Source organism: Nocardiopsis sp. NPDC006139 (genome assembly GCF_040614155.1).
Lineage (GTDB): Bacteria > Actinomycetota > Actinomycetes > Streptosporangiales > Streptosporangiaceae > Nocardiopsis > Nocardiopsis changdeensis.
Genome location: NZ_JBEXTT010000007.1, coordinates 82,310 through 100,296 on the forward strand (window position 1 = coordinate 82,310; position 17,987 = coordinate 100,296).

Annotated in this window: 13 protein-coding genes; 5 read left to right on the top strand and 8 right to left on the bottom strand. The window is 64.7% G+C overall.

What is annotated here, in order from left to right:
- Positions 1–8: 8 nt before the first annotated feature.
- On the bottom strand, positions 9–470 hold the full coding sequence (locus ABZ249_RS11140; protein WP_355260465.1) for a helix-turn-helix domain-containing protein: 462 nt from the start codon (positions 468–470) through the stop codon (positions 9–11).
- A 715-nt stretch (positions 471–1,185) separates the two neighbouring features.
- Here ABZ249_RS11140 and ABZ249_RS11145 point away from each other — a divergent pair.
- The 3 genes from ABZ249_RS11145 to ABZ249_RS11155 are packed head-to-tail and all read left to right on the top strand — an operon-like array spanning position 1,186 to position 8,038.
- Positions 1,186–2,838 (top strand): hypothetical protein, encoded by a 1,653-nt coding sequence (locus ABZ249_RS11145; protein WP_355260468.1) that lies wholly within the window; start codon positions 1,186–1,188, stop codon positions 2,836–2,838.
- Positions 2,835–3,590 (top strand): hypothetical protein, encoded by a 756-nt coding sequence (locus ABZ249_RS11150; RefSeq protein WP_248772893.1) that lies wholly within the window; start codon positions 2,835–2,837, stop codon positions 3,588–3,590. Before ABZ249_RS11145 ends, ABZ249_RS11150 begins: the two co-directional genes overlap by 4 nt.
- Positions 3,587–8,038 carry a hypothetical protein gene (locus ABZ249_RS11155; protein WP_355260472.1) on the top strand — a complete coding sequence of 1,484 codons (4,452 nt, stop codon included), beginning with the start codon at positions 3,587–3,589 and terminating at the stop codon, positions 8,036–8,038. Before ABZ249_RS11150 ends, ABZ249_RS11155 begins: the two co-directional genes overlap by 4 nt.
- Before the next feature lie 879 nt (positions 8,039–8,917).
- Here the strand turns inward: ABZ249_RS11155 and ABZ249_RS11160 are convergent.
- The 7 genes from ABZ249_RS11160 to ABZ249_RS11190 all read right to left on the bottom strand — a co-directional run bounded on the left by ABZ249_RS11160 (position 8,918) and on the right by ABZ249_RS11190 (position 13,959).
- Positions 8,918–9,226: a hypothetical protein gene (locus tag ABZ249_RS11160; protein ID WP_355260475.1), complete on the bottom strand. Its 309-nt coding sequence runs from the start codon at positions 9,224–9,226 to the stop codon at positions 8,918–8,920.
- Positions 9,227–9,337: 111 nt separating this feature from the next.
- Positions 9,338–9,931, bottom strand: coding sequence for a CYTH domain-containing protein (locus ABZ249_RS11165; RefSeq protein ID WP_355260478.1), 594 nt, complete (start codon positions 9,929–9,931; stop codon positions 9,338–9,340).
- Positions 9,928–10,605 (bottom strand): class I SAM-dependent methyltransferase, encoded by a 678-nt coding sequence (locus tag ABZ249_RS11170; RefSeq protein ID WP_248772889.1) that lies wholly within the window; start codon positions 10,603–10,605, stop codon positions 9,928–9,930. Before ABZ249_RS11170 ends, ABZ249_RS11165 begins: the two co-directional genes overlap by 4 nt.
- A 29-nt stretch (positions 10,606–10,634) precedes the next feature.
- Positions 10,635–11,540 carry a radical SAM protein gene (locus tag ABZ249_RS11175; RefSeq protein WP_355260482.1) on the bottom strand — a complete coding sequence of 302 codons (906 nt, stop codon included), beginning with the start codon at positions 11,538–11,540 and terminating at the stop codon, positions 10,635–10,637.
- A 26-nt stretch (positions 11,541–11,566) separates the two neighbouring features.
- Positions 11,567–11,971 carry a hypothetical protein gene (locus tag ABZ249_RS11180; RefSeq protein ID WP_248772887.1) on the bottom strand — a complete coding sequence of 135 codons (405 nt, stop codon included), beginning with the start codon at positions 11,969–11,971 and terminating at the stop codon, positions 11,567–11,569.
- The gene (locus ABZ249_RS11185) at positions 11,961–13,289 is read right to left on the bottom strand and encodes a hypothetical protein (protein WP_355260485.1); all 1,329 of its coding nucleotides are present in this window, start codon (positions 13,287–13,289) and stop codon (positions 11,961–11,963) included. Before ABZ249_RS11185 ends, ABZ249_RS11180 begins: the two co-directional genes overlap by 11 nt.
- Positions 13,279–13,959 (bottom strand): AAA family ATPase, encoded by a 681-nt coding sequence (locus tag ABZ249_RS11190; RefSeq protein WP_248772885.1) that lies wholly within the window; start codon positions 13,957–13,959, stop codon positions 13,279–13,281. Before ABZ249_RS11190 ends, ABZ249_RS11185 begins: the two co-directional genes overlap by 11 nt.
- Positions 13,960–14,200: 241 nt before the next feature.
- Between ABZ249_RS11190 and ABZ249_RS11195 the strand changes: the two genes are divergently transcribed.
- Both ABZ249_RS11195 and ABZ249_RS11200 read left to right on the top strand, forming a co-directional pair.
- On the top strand, positions 14,201–17,356 hold the full coding sequence (locus ABZ249_RS11195; protein ID WP_355260488.1) for an orotidine 5'-phosphate decarboxylase / HUMPS family protein: 3,156 nt from the start codon (positions 14,201–14,203) through the stop codon (positions 17,354–17,356).
- Positions 17,353–17,832, top strand: a complete 480-nt coding sequence (locus ABZ249_RS11200; RefSeq protein WP_355260491.1) for a GNAT family N-acetyltransferase — start codon at positions 17,353–17,355, stop codon at positions 17,830–17,832. Before ABZ249_RS11195 ends, ABZ249_RS11200 begins: the two co-directional genes overlap by 4 nt.
- Positions 17,833–17,987: the final 155 nt, after the last annotated feature.

Here is a 17,987-nt window from a genome sequence, read left to right on the forward strand (position 1 = left end):
CGCAAAGTTCATCTGTGGTAGCCGCGGTGCGTGTTCTGTTGGATGAAGTGGGCCAGCGCTTCACGGGATATGTACTTCCGGGCTCCAACCGTCACATGTTCGATCTCCCCCCGGGTGACGAGCTCATAGACGGTGGAGTACGAGAGTCCCAGGGCCTTGCCTGTGTCCTTCAAGCTCAGAAGGAGTGGACCCTCCGGTGACAGTGGGTGGGGCTGTTGGACGATGACGGTCTCTTCGGCCCCTACCACTTCCACTTCAGAAGCTGTGGTCTTCCATGATCCGAAGTACCCGTAGGGGCGGTCGAACTCCTCTCGGACCTTCTGAGCAGCATCCTCTTCATCGGCAGCCCGGATGTACCTCTCCGCCACCTGAACACGTGTCACCATGACTCGGTACCGCATGAAGGTCTCCGGGGTTTCGACGTGCTTGGTCTTGAACGTCTTGTGTTTCCTGGCCGCGCCAGCCCTCATCGCACGGACTGTCGCGTCCGGAGCCGGACCACCTTCACTCACCGGTTTCAAAGCGCCAGACGAAGCTCCGGGGTCCAGTGGAACTGATCGCCGGGTCGGCTGCTCGGCCGACCGGTAGTTCCCGTGTTGGAGGTAGTACCTGCCATCCGGTGTGATGGTGGCCGACCAGGTGCCCCCTCGTTTGCTCACCACGACCAGGCGCCGTCCCTGAAGAGCGACCGCAGTGGTCTTGTAGGTGTAGCCCTGCATCCCACCCGCAGGGCACCCGTTCGAGATCCACCTGAGCACTTCGACCTGCCAAGAACTCAGAGGCGGGAATCTTCGAGCCATGACACCAGTCGATCACAGGAGACCGCCTTACGAAGGCGTTTCCCTTCATCTCGGCACTGCTTGGCACACCGTCATTTTTGCGGAGTCCTCAAGCATGAGTCCGCAGCTCTGGAAAAATAGAACGTACGTTCGCGAAAATGGGGGGCCAGGGGCCCTTGCATCGCCTTCCGCCCCGCTCCCTCCCGCGCCTCACATCTACTTCGACAGCATCACCCCAGGCCACAGGACACCTGAACCTCAGACTTCGGCTCCAACGACGAAGCCTTCAGGGATCCGGACACAGTAGAGCAAAATGATCAGGCCAGATCAGGCCAAACTCCGGAAAATGTCATGGCCTCCTTCTACTATTCCGGGTGGATAGGCCAGAACGGCGGAGAGCGGTCATATGGAGTTCCTGTTCGAAGAGGACGACGAGGCAGGAGAAGAGCACACCGGGCCAGAAGTCGGTGGACAGGCGCCAGGCTCGTTCACGGTCGGCACCGACGGCCTGAGCGTGCACGAGCCTTCCTTCCCTGCTCGGGTAGCCGCCTTCCTGCGGTTCAGTCCCGTTATCGAGGCCATGCAAGCAGCTCAGCGCCGCAGATGGCCTGAAGATACCTACGACATCGTGACACTGGCTTTGGCCGCTATAGACCTGGTGGTCTCCCGACAGGGGTTCGAACTGGAAGCGACCCGTGGAGACGTGATCCAGGCACTGTCCCAGCTTGCCGAAGTGGCTGCTCCCGACCGATCGCCTGACGAGCACTCGGATGTTGCCGTTTTCGTGGTGGATTCCCTGTTGAACCGGTCGGCTCGCCAGGTGCCGTTCCGTTATGTGACGAGCGACTACTCATCTCCTGACCTCGTCCATCGGCAGCGCGAAGTGCCTTTCTCCCTCTTGGTCGAGCACGACCACCCGGCACGGGACGAGAACGTCCTACGAGCGACCAAAGACGCGATCAACGCGCTCATCGGTGGTCTGGACTTCGACGTCGAAGACGAACAGGTCGCGACCGAACTGATCCTGGAACGGCAGCTGGCCCGCAACGACTTCGAACCAGCGGTCAGATCCGCCGAACGCGCCAGACTCCTCTCGATGAGGCTGGCCGAGGAATTGGACCGTCTCATCCGGCAGACCCGCCGTGATCTCCGGGTCGTGGAAGAGGAGTGGGCGGTAGCCGTACCGGATCAGCTTGGGAGGGCAAGAGACCACATACACGAGCGTCTCAGAGTCGAGCGGAACCTGCTGACAAAGATTCGGGAGGCGCTGACCAGCACGGATTCCCGTCTCTTGAAGGCAGCGCTGCGTATCGGCCAACTGTTGGAGGAGTGCCAAGAGCGTCACGAGTCCCTGCACCAGCGGGTCATCTCCGCACGCGGCGTGTTCCTGGACGAACAGGAGCGACAGGCGTTCCGGCCACCCGCGCTGCTCAATCTGCCTGACCCGCACCAGGATGTCCTGATGCCGGTTCTGGAACTGAACCGCACCGATGCCGGAACCCTCGCTGAGAGGTTCCTTGTCGACATGTGGGGCCCCAGGGCGCCCCGCCTTCCCCGTTTGTACCGACTTGTCAATGATCTGTGGTCACGGCACACCAGAGCCGAGTCCAACAATCATGGCGAAGACGAAGAACACGACCTGGCCGACCCCCCTGTACCGCTCCTCCGGTCCGAGATCATCGGCGTCGCAGTCCGTGCCGTCGAACGAGTGGGGCTCCCCGCCCGTCTGTCGACCCTCATCTCCGCCTGCTACGACGATCCACAGGAAGCCTCCGCCAGCATCCGCCAACAGGGCGCTGAAGTCCTGAACCTGGCTGTCCTGTGGGCTTTCTCCCCAGAGGATGCAGATGACGACGAAGGACGGTTGGCGGATGACCTCATGGCCACGGTCCTCGGTCGAAGAACCGCCGTCGACGGTGACGGAATCCGCCTGCGCCTCCCTGGTTGGGCTGGCGACGACGTGATCGTCGCCCGCGACCCCAACAGCCTCGCGGAGGCGAATCCCACTCCTTCTGTGTTTCTCAGCACCTCACCTTCCTCGATCGAGGAGCCGACATGAGCCTGACCGACAACGATCACACCGACATCGGAACGCTGGTCGCCTGGGCCCTGCGTCCCACGCAGCGGCCGGGCCGCAACCCGGAATATCAGCGGGTGCTGAGCCGCTACCGCACGGACCTGAACTTCAAGACGGCCACTAACGCCATGCTCCACGGCCTCGGGGCACAGGTGCTTTCCGACGGAGACTTCGGTCTGATCCTCGGTGTCCAACCGGAATCCCCACTGGCGTTTCGGCTCTCGGACATGCCCAACACCGGCAAACCCGAGCACAAGATCCTGGCCGGGCTGGTTCTCACGGGCCTCGTCGCCTTCGCCTTTCCCAGCGCCCAGGAGCTCGATGACGACAGGGTCCGGCGCGTCCCCTCCAAGGATCTGGACACCTGGCTGCGCGAGTTGTGCGAACAACTACGCACACACGACGCGGCCGGGGAGATCATCCCGGAAGAAGGGCTGGACGAGGCCTGGCGGATCTATCTGAACATGCCATCCACGGACTACGGGAAGCAGGGGCCCCGAGCCGGCAGGCTGACGACCAAGTGCACTCGCTTCTGGGTCGAATCCATCCTCTCCTGGCTCACAGGGCAGGGAATGGCGCGCGCCGACCCTTCGGTCAGTGGAACGTGGACGCTAACCGAGCGGTTTCGCGTACAGGCCAGGGAGATCGCGCTCGAACGCGCCTACACCTTCATCGCAGAACTCCGCCGAGCTCAGCGGGGAACGGACCCGACCAGCGAGGAGAGCGACGGATGACATACCAACTGGCAGCTCTACGATTCCGTTCCGTCGGCGAGCGGTCGGCCCGGTTCACCGACCTGACCCTCGATCTGACCGCTCCGACCGACGAGGGTGCGCTCCCCCACGACTCGGTGGTCTGGCTTCGCAACGGCGGCGGCAAGTCCAGCATCCTGTCACTGCTGTACGCGCAGCTTCTGCCTCGTGCCAACGACTTCATGGGGCGAGCGGTCCAGCGGCACCTGACCGACTACGTGGACTCGGGCGACACCTCTCACGTGACCGCTGTCTGGCAACCCATGGAAACCGCCCGGACGCTGCTGGGCGATCCGGAGGACGTCCTCATCACCGGCGTCGTCCATGAATGGGCCGACCTACGCCGACCTGTCAAAGCCACCGAGTCACGGGACCGCCTGAACAGCAGCTTCTACCTCTTCCGCATGCTGCCGTCTCTTCTGGACCTGGAGAACCTCCCCTTCACCGACGAGGCGGGCAAGCCCCGCCGGGCGAGCGCCTTCCTGGAAGCGCTGAAGGACATGGCGAAACCGCATATGCGTCACGCCGACCTCGTGGTGACGGACAAACAGTACGTGTGGAACAAGGCGCTGCTGGACCGCCACCTGGATCCGGAGATCTTCCGGATCCAGAAGCAGATGAACCATGTCGAGGGCGGGGTGGAGGACATGTTCAAGTTCCCCGCTGCCAAGGACTTCATCGATTTCCTCCTCGATCTGACCACTCAGCCGGAGGCGCCCGCCGGTGTGGCCCGCAGACTGGCCAGCGTCACCGAACTACTGTCCGCCAAGCCCCGCAAGATCGAGGAACGTGATTTCTGCAACGCGGCGGCGACAGGCCTGGACGAGGTGGACTCGCGTCATCGCAAACTGCAGTCCGCCAACGATGAGCTCTCGGTGGCCGATATGTCCGCGATGCGGTTGGCGTCCTCTTTCGCCTCCTCGGTCGCCAAGATCGGTGCGGATCTGAAGGATCTCGAGTCGCAGAAGAAGGTCATCCAGGAGCAGAGAAGCGCGGCCAACAACGAACGCTCGCAGAGCGGTGGGCTGCTTTATCTGTACCGTCGGGAGGCCGCCCGGCTGCGTCTACGCGAGGCCGAAGCCGAGGAACGTTCCGCATACGAACGAGCTGAGGAAGCTCGCGCCATCAGCCGGGCTTGGGAGGCCACTGGGAAACTGGCCGCCTTCGCCACCCTGGAAGGCGAGCTCGCCCAAGCGGAACTGGACGCGGCCGCTGAGGAAAACGAACTCGCTCCGCTGCGTGAGGAGCACGCCCGCAAGGCAGTGCTGCTGAAACTACGGCTGGCCAGGCTCGCCGAGGAAGCCGATTTCGGGGCTGAACTGGCAGATGAACAACGAGGAACAGCCCTGGAGTCCGCAGCCGCGGAGAAGGAACTCGCTGGGACGGCACGCGCCGATCGGGACAAGGCCGCGGCAGACGAGACCAAGGCTCGTGAGCGGCTGACCATGCTCGCCCAGCAGATCAGCCGAGGGGTGGAACGCGGCCACCTGCCCACGGAATCCACATCCCCCGACCAGCATCTGACGACAGTCACGGAGCAACAGGGCCGGGTCGACAACCGCGTCACGGAGCTTTCCGAGCAAGCGGAAGATCGTCGGCGGCGCCGTGACAAGATCACGGCACGGCAGACATCCCTGGCGCATGAACGCAGCGCGGCAGAACACGCCAGGACCGCAACGGCACAGCGCCGAGCTGGGCTGGATCAGCGGCTGAACGTATTGACAGGCTCCGAACGGCTCCGTGAACTCGCCGAAGCCGATGACACCACCGGCATCGATCTGTGGTCGGAAGCAGCGCTGCTTCAGCGCCGGCTGAGCGACGCCGCGCTCTCGGCCGACAACGAGCGCATCCTTCGCCGGGCCGAGCGGCATGCCGACCAGCACACCATCGAGGCTCAGCAACGCGACCATGTGCTTCCGCCCGGGCTGGATACCGAACGCGTCGAGCATGCACTCACCAGCGCGGGCATCCCCACCCAGGCGGGATGGTCCCACCTCCGCGAGGTCGTGTCCGCTGACCGCCTCATCACCCTCCTGGATACTCCGGAGGTAGCCCGACTGGGGTGCGGCGTCGTGGTACCGACCGAGTCGGTCCTCGAAGCCGTGCGTACTCTGAACGCTCAGAGTGTCGTGACCACGAACCTTGTCGGCCTCTACTCCGTGGAAGCCGCTGACGCCATCATCCACGGCGGCTCCACGAACAGCTCCGGTACCGAACCTGCCTGGACCGCCCTTCAACCAGGTCTGGTCGATCCCGTCGAAGCGGAGGCGACGGTACGGATCCTGAAGGAGCAGGCGCACGTCCATCAACGGATGGAACGGGAACTGGCCGCCCAGCACGACGCCGACGAGGAGTTGCGCCGCGCGATCATCGCGTTCCTTGATGACTGCCCTGCCGGACACCTGGAGGCGCTGAATGAGGAGATCGACGGCCTCGACCAGAAGATCACGGGGTTCGATGAGGAAGCCGAAACACTTCGGCTGGAACTTCAGAGCCTGAACGACCGCGATGAACTGGATGAGCCCCGCCGTGCCGAACTCGTCGAGGAGTCACGTCGTCTGGGCGCAACCATCGGCTGGCTCGAGGACCTGCTCCCTTCGTTTGCGGAGAAGGAGTCGTGGCAACGGTGCGAAGCCGACGCCCGACTGCGCAAAAGCGATGCCGTCGCACGGGAAGAGACGCACGACCGTGCTGCCACACAAGCACTGCTCACGGCCCAGGCCAAGGAGTCCGAAGCCAGCGCCAAACAGCGTCAGGCCCAGCGCTACCGAGCGGAAAGCGACGAGATCCCCGGCAGTCCCGATGAACTGTCGGTTCAGGTCGAGATGTCGGACGACTCTGCCGTACCGCTGGACACCCTGCGCCACAACCAGCAGAATGCGCTGAGCGCGCTGAGGCAGCGCGCGTCCGCATCAGTACTGGCCGACCGTGTCCAGAGCCTCACCCAACGCGTCGCCTCTGCCCGGCAGGAACTGGGCACACTCACTTCGCAGGTGCGTGAGGTCGCAAGTCGACTTCTCGCCTCACCAGAGGGGCAAGACCGGCATCTTCGAGACTCGGCGCTCGAGGAAGCCCGTGCAGCCTCGGAAACCGCTGACCGAGAACATGGCATCGCACAGGGCAGGGTTGAACAGTGCGAAGCCGATCTCAGGACTATTGAAGAGGTGCGGCAGAAACCGCGCCGCGCCCTGCCCACGGTACCCGTCGATTCGGCACAGGCCGACTCCTTGGCTGCCGAGCAGGAAGTACTCACCCAACAGGCACAAGAGAAGGTCACCTGGGCAGAAGCGGTCATCCAAGAACTGGACGCACGAATCCAGAGCTCTGGTGTTCGCCAAAAACTCCTCGACACCCTGTTGGAGTCACTTCCCAAACCCGGAGAAGATGCCGTCACCGAGGCGGACCTGTTCACTGATGACGAGAACACCGCCAGGGAACGCTCCCGTGAGGCCAGGAACGCCATTACCGCCGCGGCGAAGAAGGTCGACACGGCGAACGCGGAGCTCACGGCTTCCGTGGATCAGCTACGTCGCACCGCCGCGCGATTCCCGGGGGTCTCCGGCCCGGTCAAGGACCGAGTGGCCAACGACCAGCCTTCCGTGCTCGGCTCCCATGCGTCCGACCTGGCCGATCGGCTGCGGCTGCGTGCTCAGACGCTGGACGATGAACTCGCCTCGATCGCCCAGGACCAGAGCATTCTGAGCGAGGCCCTGGCCCACCTGGTCAAGGAGAGCCTCGACGTGCTCGCTAAAGCCGAACGCGCCTCCCAAATGAAGAACACCTCCGGTTCCTGGTCAGGGAAGCACATACTTCGGATCACCTTCGACAGGCCCAGCGAATCGGATCTGCTCGTCTATGCCGAGCGAATCATTGACCGGACGGTACAGAAAGGACTCAAACCCGAGGGAATGCCGATGCTCAAGGCAGCCGTGCATGAAGCGGCAGGGCCTCGGGGCTTCACGGTCAAGGTGCTCAAGCCCACCGAAGACGTCACCGGCACTACGGAGGACATCAGTCGGCTCGCCAAGTGGAGCGGGGGCGAGAAACTCACCGTCTGCGTGGCCTTGTACTGCACGCTGGCCGCACTGCGCGCCGCGAACACCGGCCGCCGGGGCCGATCAGGTGGGGTGCTGCTGCTGGACAACCCCATCGGTAGGGCTTCTTCAGCCTCCTTGGTGCGGTTGCAACGGAGCGTGGCCGCCTCACACGGGGTGCAGCTCGTCTACACCACAGGTGTGAAGGATCCCGCAGCCGTCATCCAGTTCCCCAACGTCATCAGGCTTGAGAACCGGGGTGGACGAACCCGCAACCGCCGCTACATCGTTGCGGAGGAGAACGGAGACGATGCCATAGGTGTCACCGGGATCCGGGTCGCACATAACGATCACTCCTGGGACGACGCTTCCGGCCATGAGGCAGGAGACATATGAGCGAACCTGAAAAACAGCGGCTGTCTCCCCTGGCCTCTGAAATGGCCCGTGCTATCGAAAGCTCCCGCACCAAACGAGTCGTGGCCGATGTGCTCTTTAAATGTGCACACGAATTCGACCCCGGGCTGATCGGTGATCCCCAGGGCCGCGCCAGGGTACATGCCGCTCTCAGTGAACTGCACGTTGCCGACAAGATCGCTTTTCCATCGGAGAGCTCGCGGACAGGTTGGGATAGACGTGCATCTCCGCCGATACCCCACTGGGTCGTGCGTGTCATACCTCCAGGACCGCCCAAGCCGGAACCGATGAGGCGCGTCTGGCCCAAGGCCCTAGAAACCGCGGGGCGGATCGCCACCCGGGCTGACGAGCAGAAGATCCTTGATCAGGTAGCTGCGTGGATGCGTGACAACCCCACACCAGTTCCAGCTCCGATACAGGAGCGGTCGTTGGAAATCTTTGATGACGAGAAGGCCCTCGACCGCTATTTGAAGACCAGGCTTTTCATGACCGGCGCACTGAATTTAGACTCGCTGTCATGCTTCACACCACCACTTCCATTCGTATCACAGTATGTGCCAGGAGAAGGACGTCCTCGCCTACTCGTCGTTGAGAACCTTGCCACCTACAATTCTTTTCTCACTGCTTTCCGAAATTTTGAACCAGATGGGCGACCAAACCTACACATAGGCTGGGGGCACGGTACATCTTTCACGCAGAGCGTTCTGAGCATCTCTATGCTTGAACCGCAACCAGAGCGCGTCTACTATTTCGGCGACCTGGATTTGGCAGGACTTCAAATAGCTGCGAGCGCGGCCGCGCAGGCCGAAGAGTTCGGACTCCCGCAGATTAGGCCAGCGGAATCTCATTATCGTTTCCTGCTCAACGGTTCCGCCTCTTGGAGGCGGCCAGACGCAAGCAATCGACACGCATCATCGGATTATTCAGCGGCCTGCCGATGGCTTCCGGCGTCTTTGAGAATTCGGACTCTTTCTCTCCTCCAAGAGCGCCAGCGAATACCACAGGAACGACTTGGCATAAGCGCCCTGACAAGCGAACCCAACTTGGGAAAGCACTGGTGGTGACCGCAGACAAAGATTTCGAAGCCGCGGCCTGCTTGAAATCTTGGAAGCCTGAAAACAGGTGCGGGTCATCGAAACCCACATCGACGACCCGCACCGTCTCGGACACATTGTTGGCAGATTATTTGAAGGATCGCCCAGCTCAGGCGCAGTTCCCGCCCTTGCCTCGTCGGTGGTCTCGGTCAGACGACCCGCCCCGCGAGAGCGCCCTCCGAAGTGGTCAGTCGGCGCTCAGGACGCTTTCGGCGCTCGGGGTCGGTGAAGTGAACACGAGGCGGGACTCGGCGAGGATGTCACGGTTGAGCACCTTGAGGTAGACCTCGTCGACGCTGCCGAAGGTCGCGGTGGCGTAGTCGAGGTCGAGCATGGCCGCGGCGGCGCGGACAGCCTCCTCACCGGGGCCTTCGATCTCGAGGTAGGTGGGCAGGTCCGGCCAGGTGTCGAGATCGTAGGTGACGCCGTCGAGCTGCCATTCCTCGCGGTAGTTCTCCTGGTAGCGCAGTGCCGCGAACCCCATGGCCTCCAGCAGATGCTGGGCGGCGTGGAAATCGGCGACCTCGACCTCGGCTTCCAGAATGCCGTCGATACCGGAGGCCCCGTCGGCGTCGTTGACCTGCTTGTAGGTGAGCATCGTCCTGTCGCCCTGCTCACGCAGCCGCAGCCATCCGCCGCGGTCGCTGATGTCCTGGTTCTTCAGGACCACGCGCCTCATGAGCGTGCGGGGCATCGTGCAGGTCGCCCCACGCTCTCGGAGCCGGCCGGTGATGGCGTCGGTGTCGATGGCCAGGAAGCGGGCTTCGAATTCAGGAGTCATGTTGAGATCGGTTCCTTGGTCGGTCGTGAGGCGATGAGCAGCCCCATGCGATGGACATGCGGGTGTGGTTGCTCGATGTGGGGGTCTTCGACGAAGGCGGGCGTGTACGCCTCCCAGGCGATGTCCCAGCCGGTGAAGTAGCGGCGCAGCTCTCCAGCCTCCGGGTAGTGCTCACTCGCGAAGTGGCGTGGTTCGACGGGCATCATGTACTCGGCTCCGAAGAGCCCCTCGTCCGTGCGGGTGAGGTTTTGCATGGCCGTGACGAAGTCGGCCAGGGGTCGGCGGTGGTTGACGCTGTAGTGCCAGGAGCAGCTGGTCCACACGGCATCGACGGTCTCGATGGTTTCGGGGGGTTCGAGGATGTCGGCCTCGAGGATGGTCACCTGAGAGGTCAGGTCTTCGGCTGCCAGTCGCCGGCGAAGACCGGTCATGGTGCCCGGTAGGGGGCCGGGCAGGGTGATGGGGCCACCGTCGAGCGCGAGGACATCGCGTTCGACGGCGATCACGCGGAGCCCGCGCCGGGCGAGGGGCAGCACGTACTTGCCGTCGGACGCGCCGACGACGCACACCGTCTCAGCGCCATGTCTTTCGACCTGGTCGAGGAACAGCGGGAAGAACGTCTTGGTCGCCTGCCAGACGCTCTCAGTGGGGGAGGCGGCCACGGCATGAGTCATCGGGTCTCTGTATGGCAGCACCGTCACGTTCAGCCACCAACATAGACGACGTCGGGGATGGCCAGGGAGAATTCGTCGTTCTCCTGAGGCTCGTGGACGATCTTCTCGGCCTGCTTGTCCCATCGGAAGGCGTTGGCGTCGCGGCCCACGGCCTTACAGGACACGGTGAGGCCACCACGCGGGTCGGATTCGATGCGGTCGAGCCAGCCGTCGGTGACCAGGTTCGAACAGGCAGAACCGGCGGGAGCGGGTGAGAGGTCGGAGTCGTAGATGATCGTGATGTCCAGGTCGGCTTGGGCGATCTGCTCGTGCAGCCGGGCGTAGCGGGAAGTGCCGGCCACTTGGAGGTCGGGGTTATCGACAGCGTTGCCCACCAGGCGCAGCGCGTGCAGCTTCAGTTCGGTGACCCCGTGCTGCTGAAGCAGTCGTGCGAGGGGGACGACCTGGTCAAGGTTGTGCGCCGTGACGGTCATGGTGGCGCCGGTGGTGACGTCGAGGTTTCGGGCATGGTCGATCATCTCGATGGCGCCGGTGAAGCTGCCCTTTTGGCGCATCCTGTCGTGCGTGTCGGCCAGGCCGTCCAGGGAGACTCGGAATTTGTCCAGGACCGGGGCGAGGCGGGTCACCGTGTTGCGGAAGCCGCGGTGAGCGTTGCTGCACATCTCGGTTCGTAGGCCGAGGTCGTTCTTGGCGTAGCGGCACAGGTCGACGATGTCCCGGTAGAGCAGGGGCTCACCGCCGAGGAGAGTGACGGCCTCGAGCCGGTAGGTGTCTCGGAAGCGGCGCAGGATCGTCTGCGCCTGCTCGAGGGTGTAGTGCTCGGGAGAAGCGAGCAGTTCGCCGTGGAAGCAGTGGCGGCAGCTGAAGTTGCAGCGGTACAGCAGCTGCAGGTACAGCATGCGGATCCGGTGTATCCCGGTGATCTCGGTGAGCATCGTGATGGTTCCTCCGGTGGTGGCTATCAGGGCCAGGGCAGGAGTTCGTCAGGTGTGGCGGTGATCGGGTGTCCGTCCGGGGTCTGGGCGACCACGACGGTGCGTACGCCCAAGTCGCGCAGGAGCTCTCGGCAGGTGCCGCAGGGGGACCAGACGTGGATGCCCGTGTGGTCGCGGACCATGGCCACGCAGGCGGTGAGAGCGGTGGCGCCTGCGGCCAGGGCGGCGCCGAGGGCGACCGGTTCTGCGCAGGTGGCGCAGTGGCTGCAGTTGGTCGACCGCACCTGCACGCCGTTGTGGATCGCGCCGTCGCTGTCGCTGACGGCGGCGGCGACCTTGACGCTCGGATGGGCGCATGTCAGGAAAGTGGTTCGGCACGCCTCCAGCAGGCGCGTCAACTCGGTGGAGGAGGACAGCGGATCAGCCGGCATGGGGCGTCGTCTCCTCGGTGTCCTGGGCCAGGGCGAGGAAGTCGGCGGTGTCCTGCCGTCGCCACAGCACGGTTCCGTCGGTGGCGACCACGGGAGGGCGCATCCAGGTGTTGGCGATCCAGTCGCCGACTGAGTAGGCGCCGACGGCGTCCAGGCACACGCGGGTACCAGGACGGAGATCAGAGGGGCCGTGTACGGTGCCGAAACTGTCGCTGCGGTGGCACAGGGGCCCGACCACGGTCCACGGGGTCGCGGTACCGGGAGTGTCGGGGTGGGCGAAGACGATCGGTCGTCTCTCGTCCGAGCGCCAGCAGTGCAGCGCGTTCGTGCCGATGTCGAGAACGGCGTGCCGCCGGGGTCCGTCCTTTCGGACGGCGACGACTGTGGCGACGGCGGTCATGGCGGGTTCGGCAAGGTATCGGCCCGGTTCCAGAATGAGGCGTCGGATACCGAGTCGATGCAGCCGGTCGGCGTTGCGTTGGAAGGCCGCGGCGATGCCGTCCAGGTCGGGTGCTTTCTGTTCTCGGGCGGGAATCCGTAGTCCAGCCGCGTGCAGCGCTTCGAACAGTGGCCCGGTTCGGCGTTTACCGACCCAACCGGACGCGAGTCCTCCGCCTACGTCGAGTGTGGTGACCGTGGTGATGCCGGCGGCGCGCAGCCGCTGGAGCAGAGTGCAGGTTTTGGTCAGGACGGCTTCGTAGAAGTCTGCGGACACGACCTGACTTCCGGCATGTATGTGAAGGGCGTCCAAGACCGCTCCGGGGGTGGAGGCCACCGTGCGCGCTGCGCGGATGACCTCGGCGCCGGTGCTGTTCCAGCCGAACTTCGGGGTGCCGCGTCGCCAGTGAACCGACGGGTCGCTGCCGCGCTCGCCGGAAACACCCGGCAGGCACGCACGCAGTCCTACAGCGAGCGGGTCTCCGTCGCCCGTGAGTGCACCCAGGTGTTCGATCTCGGTATCGGTCTCCAGGTTCACCAGTCGTGGTCGGCCGCCGGTGGCGGCGTGTTGGAGAAGCCCTGCCATCTTGCCGATTCCGTTCACCACGATCCTCTGTGGGGTGCAGTACCGACGTGCCAGGTGGTACTCGAGGGCCGAGGTGACTTCCGCCCCGATTCCGTGATCTGAGAGCAGAGCACACAGCTGGGGGAGGTAGTTGGTCTTGTACGAGTAGTAGACCTCTGTGGGGAACGGCAGCCGGCGGGTGAAGGCTTGGAGGCGGTCCACCGCGGACTGAAGCCGCTCGGGTGAGAACACCAGCAGTGGAGTTCCGTGTGTTTCCGCGAGTTCGAGCGCACGGCGGTGGGTCTCAACAGGCATCGCTCACCCCGGACAGCGTCACGACGTGCGGCTTCGCGAGCAGCCGTTCGACTGTGCCGACCACCTGCTCTGGGGTGAGGCCCGTGGTGTCGACCGGGCTCAGGTCGAACGAGTCGTAGACGCTTCGCAGCGTGGCCGATCCCGCCTCGGCCAGTTCCGACCAGTGGTGTCCCGGCCCACCGCTTTCGCGTTCGGCGAGACGCCGCTGACGGTGCGGTTCGCGCAGGGTGAGCTCGATCGCCAGGTTCGGTGCGGCCGCTCGGCCCCAATCGACCTCGGGCAGATGCCGTGCTCCCATCGCCGCGTGGGTGGCGAGGGTGCGGTAGAAGTAGCTCTCGATCACCACGTCCCGCCCTGTCCGCAGGTGCTCGCGCACGATGTCGGACACCGCGTAGTTGGCCATCATCCAGAAGTGCAGGCGCGCGTTGACCGATCGCTGCTCGTCCATATAGCGGCGGGCCTGTGTGAACTCGGGGAGCTGTGTTTCCACCAGTTCCGCGTCCAGTGCGGCTGCCAGGAGGGGAGCGATCGTGCTCTTTCCGACGGCGGCCAGGCCCTCGAGAACGATGAACCGGCCTGACCGCGGGTCCGCGTCCGGGCGGATGGTGCGTGGTTGTTCCGGAGCTGTGGGAGATGTCGACGACGCCCGGAGAGCCGCAGGTGAGACCACAGGCAGAACTCCTTCGGTGCGGCTCAGCGATCCCGGCACGACTCACACTGCGCCGGCCTGCTGAGCTTCAGGGGATGGGGGCACTGGCCGGTTCGACTCCGGCCGGACACTTCCACGCTGTCACCACCGGGCGGGCTCCAGCCATGGGGCACCGTCCTAGTCCTGCTCTACTTCTGCTGTCGGCTGGCTACCGTAAGGTGCACGATGACGGCCCGGTGCGAAACGGAAGGGATACGGACCCATGGGTTCGGTGGTGGCCCGATGGACCGGCCGGGAGGCACGCGCCTTTCGCGAGGCCAAACGCATGAGCGTTCGTGAGTTCGCCGCCCATCTCGGGGTCAACGATGCGGCCGTGTCGAACTGGGAACGGCGAGGCGCCCAAGCGAAGCTGCGTTACGACACACAGCAACTCCTCGACACGGATCTCGCTCGATCCGGACCGGAGGTGGCTGACCGGTTCGAGCTCATCCTGCGATCCGAGATCACCGCCGAGCCGACCGGTCCGAGCACCCCGCAGAACGAGGCGTTGGCGGCCGACGGCAACCGTCTTGGCCACCACTCCGGAGAGCGGACCACAGCCCTCCTCGACGCGGCTCCAAGCGTTGTCGCAGAGTCGGCGTACCAACCCGAGCAGAGCGGCGTCGAACGGTTCCGACAGTTCCTCGGCTCCCCAGCACGGGTCTTCGTCCTCACCGGAGGCACCGGTAGTGGGAAGACCCTCCTCACCGAATACCTGGCGCGCCGGTGGTCCGAGCAGGTGGATTTCCAGCTCCACAGCTGTTCCGTCGGGGGGCTCTCCACGACAAGCCTCGCCACGGAGATACTGCGGTACGCCTCGTTCCCCAGTGGCGAAGACGCGCTGTTGACCCTGGAGCGAGCATCGGGCTCCCTGAAGCGCACGTGCATCGTGGTCATCGACGGTGTAGACGCCGAGGAACAACTCACCGTCGTCGGTCAACAGGTCGATGGCATCCTGCGGCAGGTCAATTCCCATCGCCTGCGGTTCCTCCTCGTGGCGAGAACGCCGCCCGTGCCCGACCTCTCACGCTTCCCCGTTCTGGCGGCGGCCGTCTTCGGCTACGTAGCGCAGTCGTCCGGGGCGTCCCACACCATGGCGCCATGGACTCTGGCCGAGACCCGCGAACTCTGGAACCGGGCACGTCGCACAGACCAGGTCCCGTTCGATGACCTTCCGGAATCGCTGCAGTCCCTGGCAAGAACACCCTTGTACATGGAGATGCTGCGCAGTGCCGGAGGCACCGCTCACGTACGAGCGCGGCCGGGCGCGATCAATGCCTTCCGGCTCGTCGATCACTGCGTCCGTACGGTTCTCGGCCGCAACTCTCACAACATCGGCTCGGAACTGGATCGCCTCACCCGGCTCGCGTGTGAACTGATGCCCGAGGCCATCCCCGGCCTGTTGGCCAGTGCGGTCCAACCGTCCGCCTCGACTCGAGCGTTGGCTTCTCCCGACCAGGAGTCGACATCTGCATTCGTCGAGCACACGCCTGAAGGGCGGCAACGATTCACGCACGACGTGTTCCGGGATTACTTCCTCGCCGTGCGCATCGCCGACCAGATGACGGCCCGTGGACGCTCCGTAGCGACGATTGCGGCCTTCAACGACTTGGCCGACCGTGCCGTACGCTCGGCAGCGGCTCGGGGCGTGTTCGACTTCGTCGTGTGCGCCCTCGACTGCCAGGCGCCCACCCTCATCGAGGTCATCGCCATGGCACCATCGATCGGTCTGGACACCGCGCTGCCGATGCTGCTCGAAACCACGGCGGTCAGCGGTGGCCTCGCCTCAGCCGAGGTCGTTCGCGCGTGCGCCCACCGGTGCGCCCAGGCCCCGACACGTCAGCTCGCCCGTGCGCTGCTCGCCTCTCCGAACATCGCGGAGGCGCTCGGCGACCAGTACGCATCTTGGGTGGTCCAGCAGCTGCGAACCTACGGGTTCGAGATCTGGAACGACGTCGCCCACCACATCGAAGAAGCCCTGGACATCCGTGTCAGTACGCTCATCGCGGACTGTATCGATTTGGACCGCGCCGAGGAGGCCGCCTTCCTGGCCCGGTACTTCGATCTGTTCACCGGTGCCGGGCGTGATCACGCCGATCTGCTTCAGCAACTCCTGCAGCATCTCGACTGGCGAGTACGCGCAGGCCTCGCGGAGGCGCTGCTGGAACGCCGTGCACTCAACCCGGCGCATGTGGATCGCATCGTCGAGCACCTGGTCCACGACGACGACTACAAGGTGCGCGCGGCCGTTGCCCGAGCGGTGGGAACACTCGACGCCGCAACCGTGCACAGTCATGTCCAGGTCCTACTGGCAGACAGTAACTGGCACGTTCGCGAACGCACCCTGCAAGGGCTCCTGGCCGGGCCACAGGCGCCGCTGCCGAACCCGGAGCTGGCCCACGCGGCGATCACCAGTGCCGACAGCGACAAGAATTGGGACACCCCTCCCCCTTCCGCGGCGAAGCTCCTGGCAAGGATTCGGCTTCTCAACGGGGGGTCAACTGACGAAGTGCCCCCGCGTGAGGGCGGCGCCCTCTTCGGGTTACTCAGGGAAGTCCAGACCGGTTGGGTCGAGCTGCCGTCTGACCTAGAACAATCCCTGGTATCCCAAGGGGTGAGTTCCTCTCACTGGCTCACCGTCCGGGAAGCCCAGGCTGTCCAGAGGCTGAACGCTTCCCAGGCAGGGATGCAGAGCGCGCGAGAACACTACCGGCGCCGCCGGGGTCGGCGCTCCATCCAGGTGGCCCTCGACGTCCACAACCTCGACCGTGCGGTTGCGATCGCCACAGCCTCCGCCACTGCCGGAGTCGACTTCCTGGAGGTGGGCGATCCGTTGATCAAGCGAGCGGGTGTCGCTGCGATCGAGACGGTCAAGCGCCATGCACCGGAAGCGTTCGTGGTGGCCGAAATGATGTCCGCTGACTGGGGCCGTGACCAGGTCGAGCTCGCAGCCGAGGCGGGAGCCGATGTCGTCCTCCTCATCGGGCCGGCCTCGATCGCCAGTGTTTCCGCCGCCGTCTCGGCGGCGCGCCGCCTCGGAGTCGCGCTCACGCTCGACGTCACACCTGAACGCCTCACACCTTCATGGCTGCGCGACATGGAACGGACCGGTGTCGACGGTTTCGTCATCACCACCAACATCGACCTCGGCATAGGCGGTAACCACCCCCTCGCGGCCGCCAGAACGATCCGGACATGCAGCCAGTTGCCCGTCGCGGTCTCCGGCGGCTTCAGCCCGGTCGATGACGCCCTCACCGCCAACGACGACTGGGATATCGTCATCGTCGGCCGCAGCATCGCTGACGCCGTCGCTCCCGCCGACATGGCACGCCAGCTGACCACCATCGTCCACAAGATCCACATCGAGGAGCGCTCGTGATCGTCACGCCCCTTCGCCCCGAACGGATCGGCGAAGTCCTACGGCTCATGGAACTCGGCGAGCCGTACATCTCCGCACGAACCCTGTCCGACTACTGGCTCTACGCCACCCTGTTCTCCTCCACCTGTCCCATCGCCATCGACAGCGATGACACCGTCGCCGGAGCGGTGATCGCCTTCCGCAGCCAGGACGACCCCGCGGACATCTACGTGCAAGACGTCATGACCCATCCCGACCACCGTCGCCGCGGCATCACCCGAGCGCTCCTGCAGAACGTGCGCTCCCAGGCCGAGAAGTGGAAGTGCCGGCGTCTCTACCTCACGTCCGAACCCGACAATCGAGCAGCACACTCCAGCTGGACCGCCCTCGGCTTCGAGAACGTCCCCGGCGACCACGAGATCAACGGTGTCTCCGTCATCACCGACTTCAAGGGGCCGGGCCGTAGTCGAGCTGTCTATCAGTTGACTTTGACCTGAACCGGTGGGCTGGTCGGCTGTCCCTGGGACCGTCCTCCGAGGGGGCGGGCGCCAAGTGCCGGGGAGAGACGGCAGTAGAAGCACTGTTGCGTTGTCGGGCCCATGATCCAGTAGCTCGCCGACCGCAAAAAATCACCGAGCCGAGGTGCCTACGA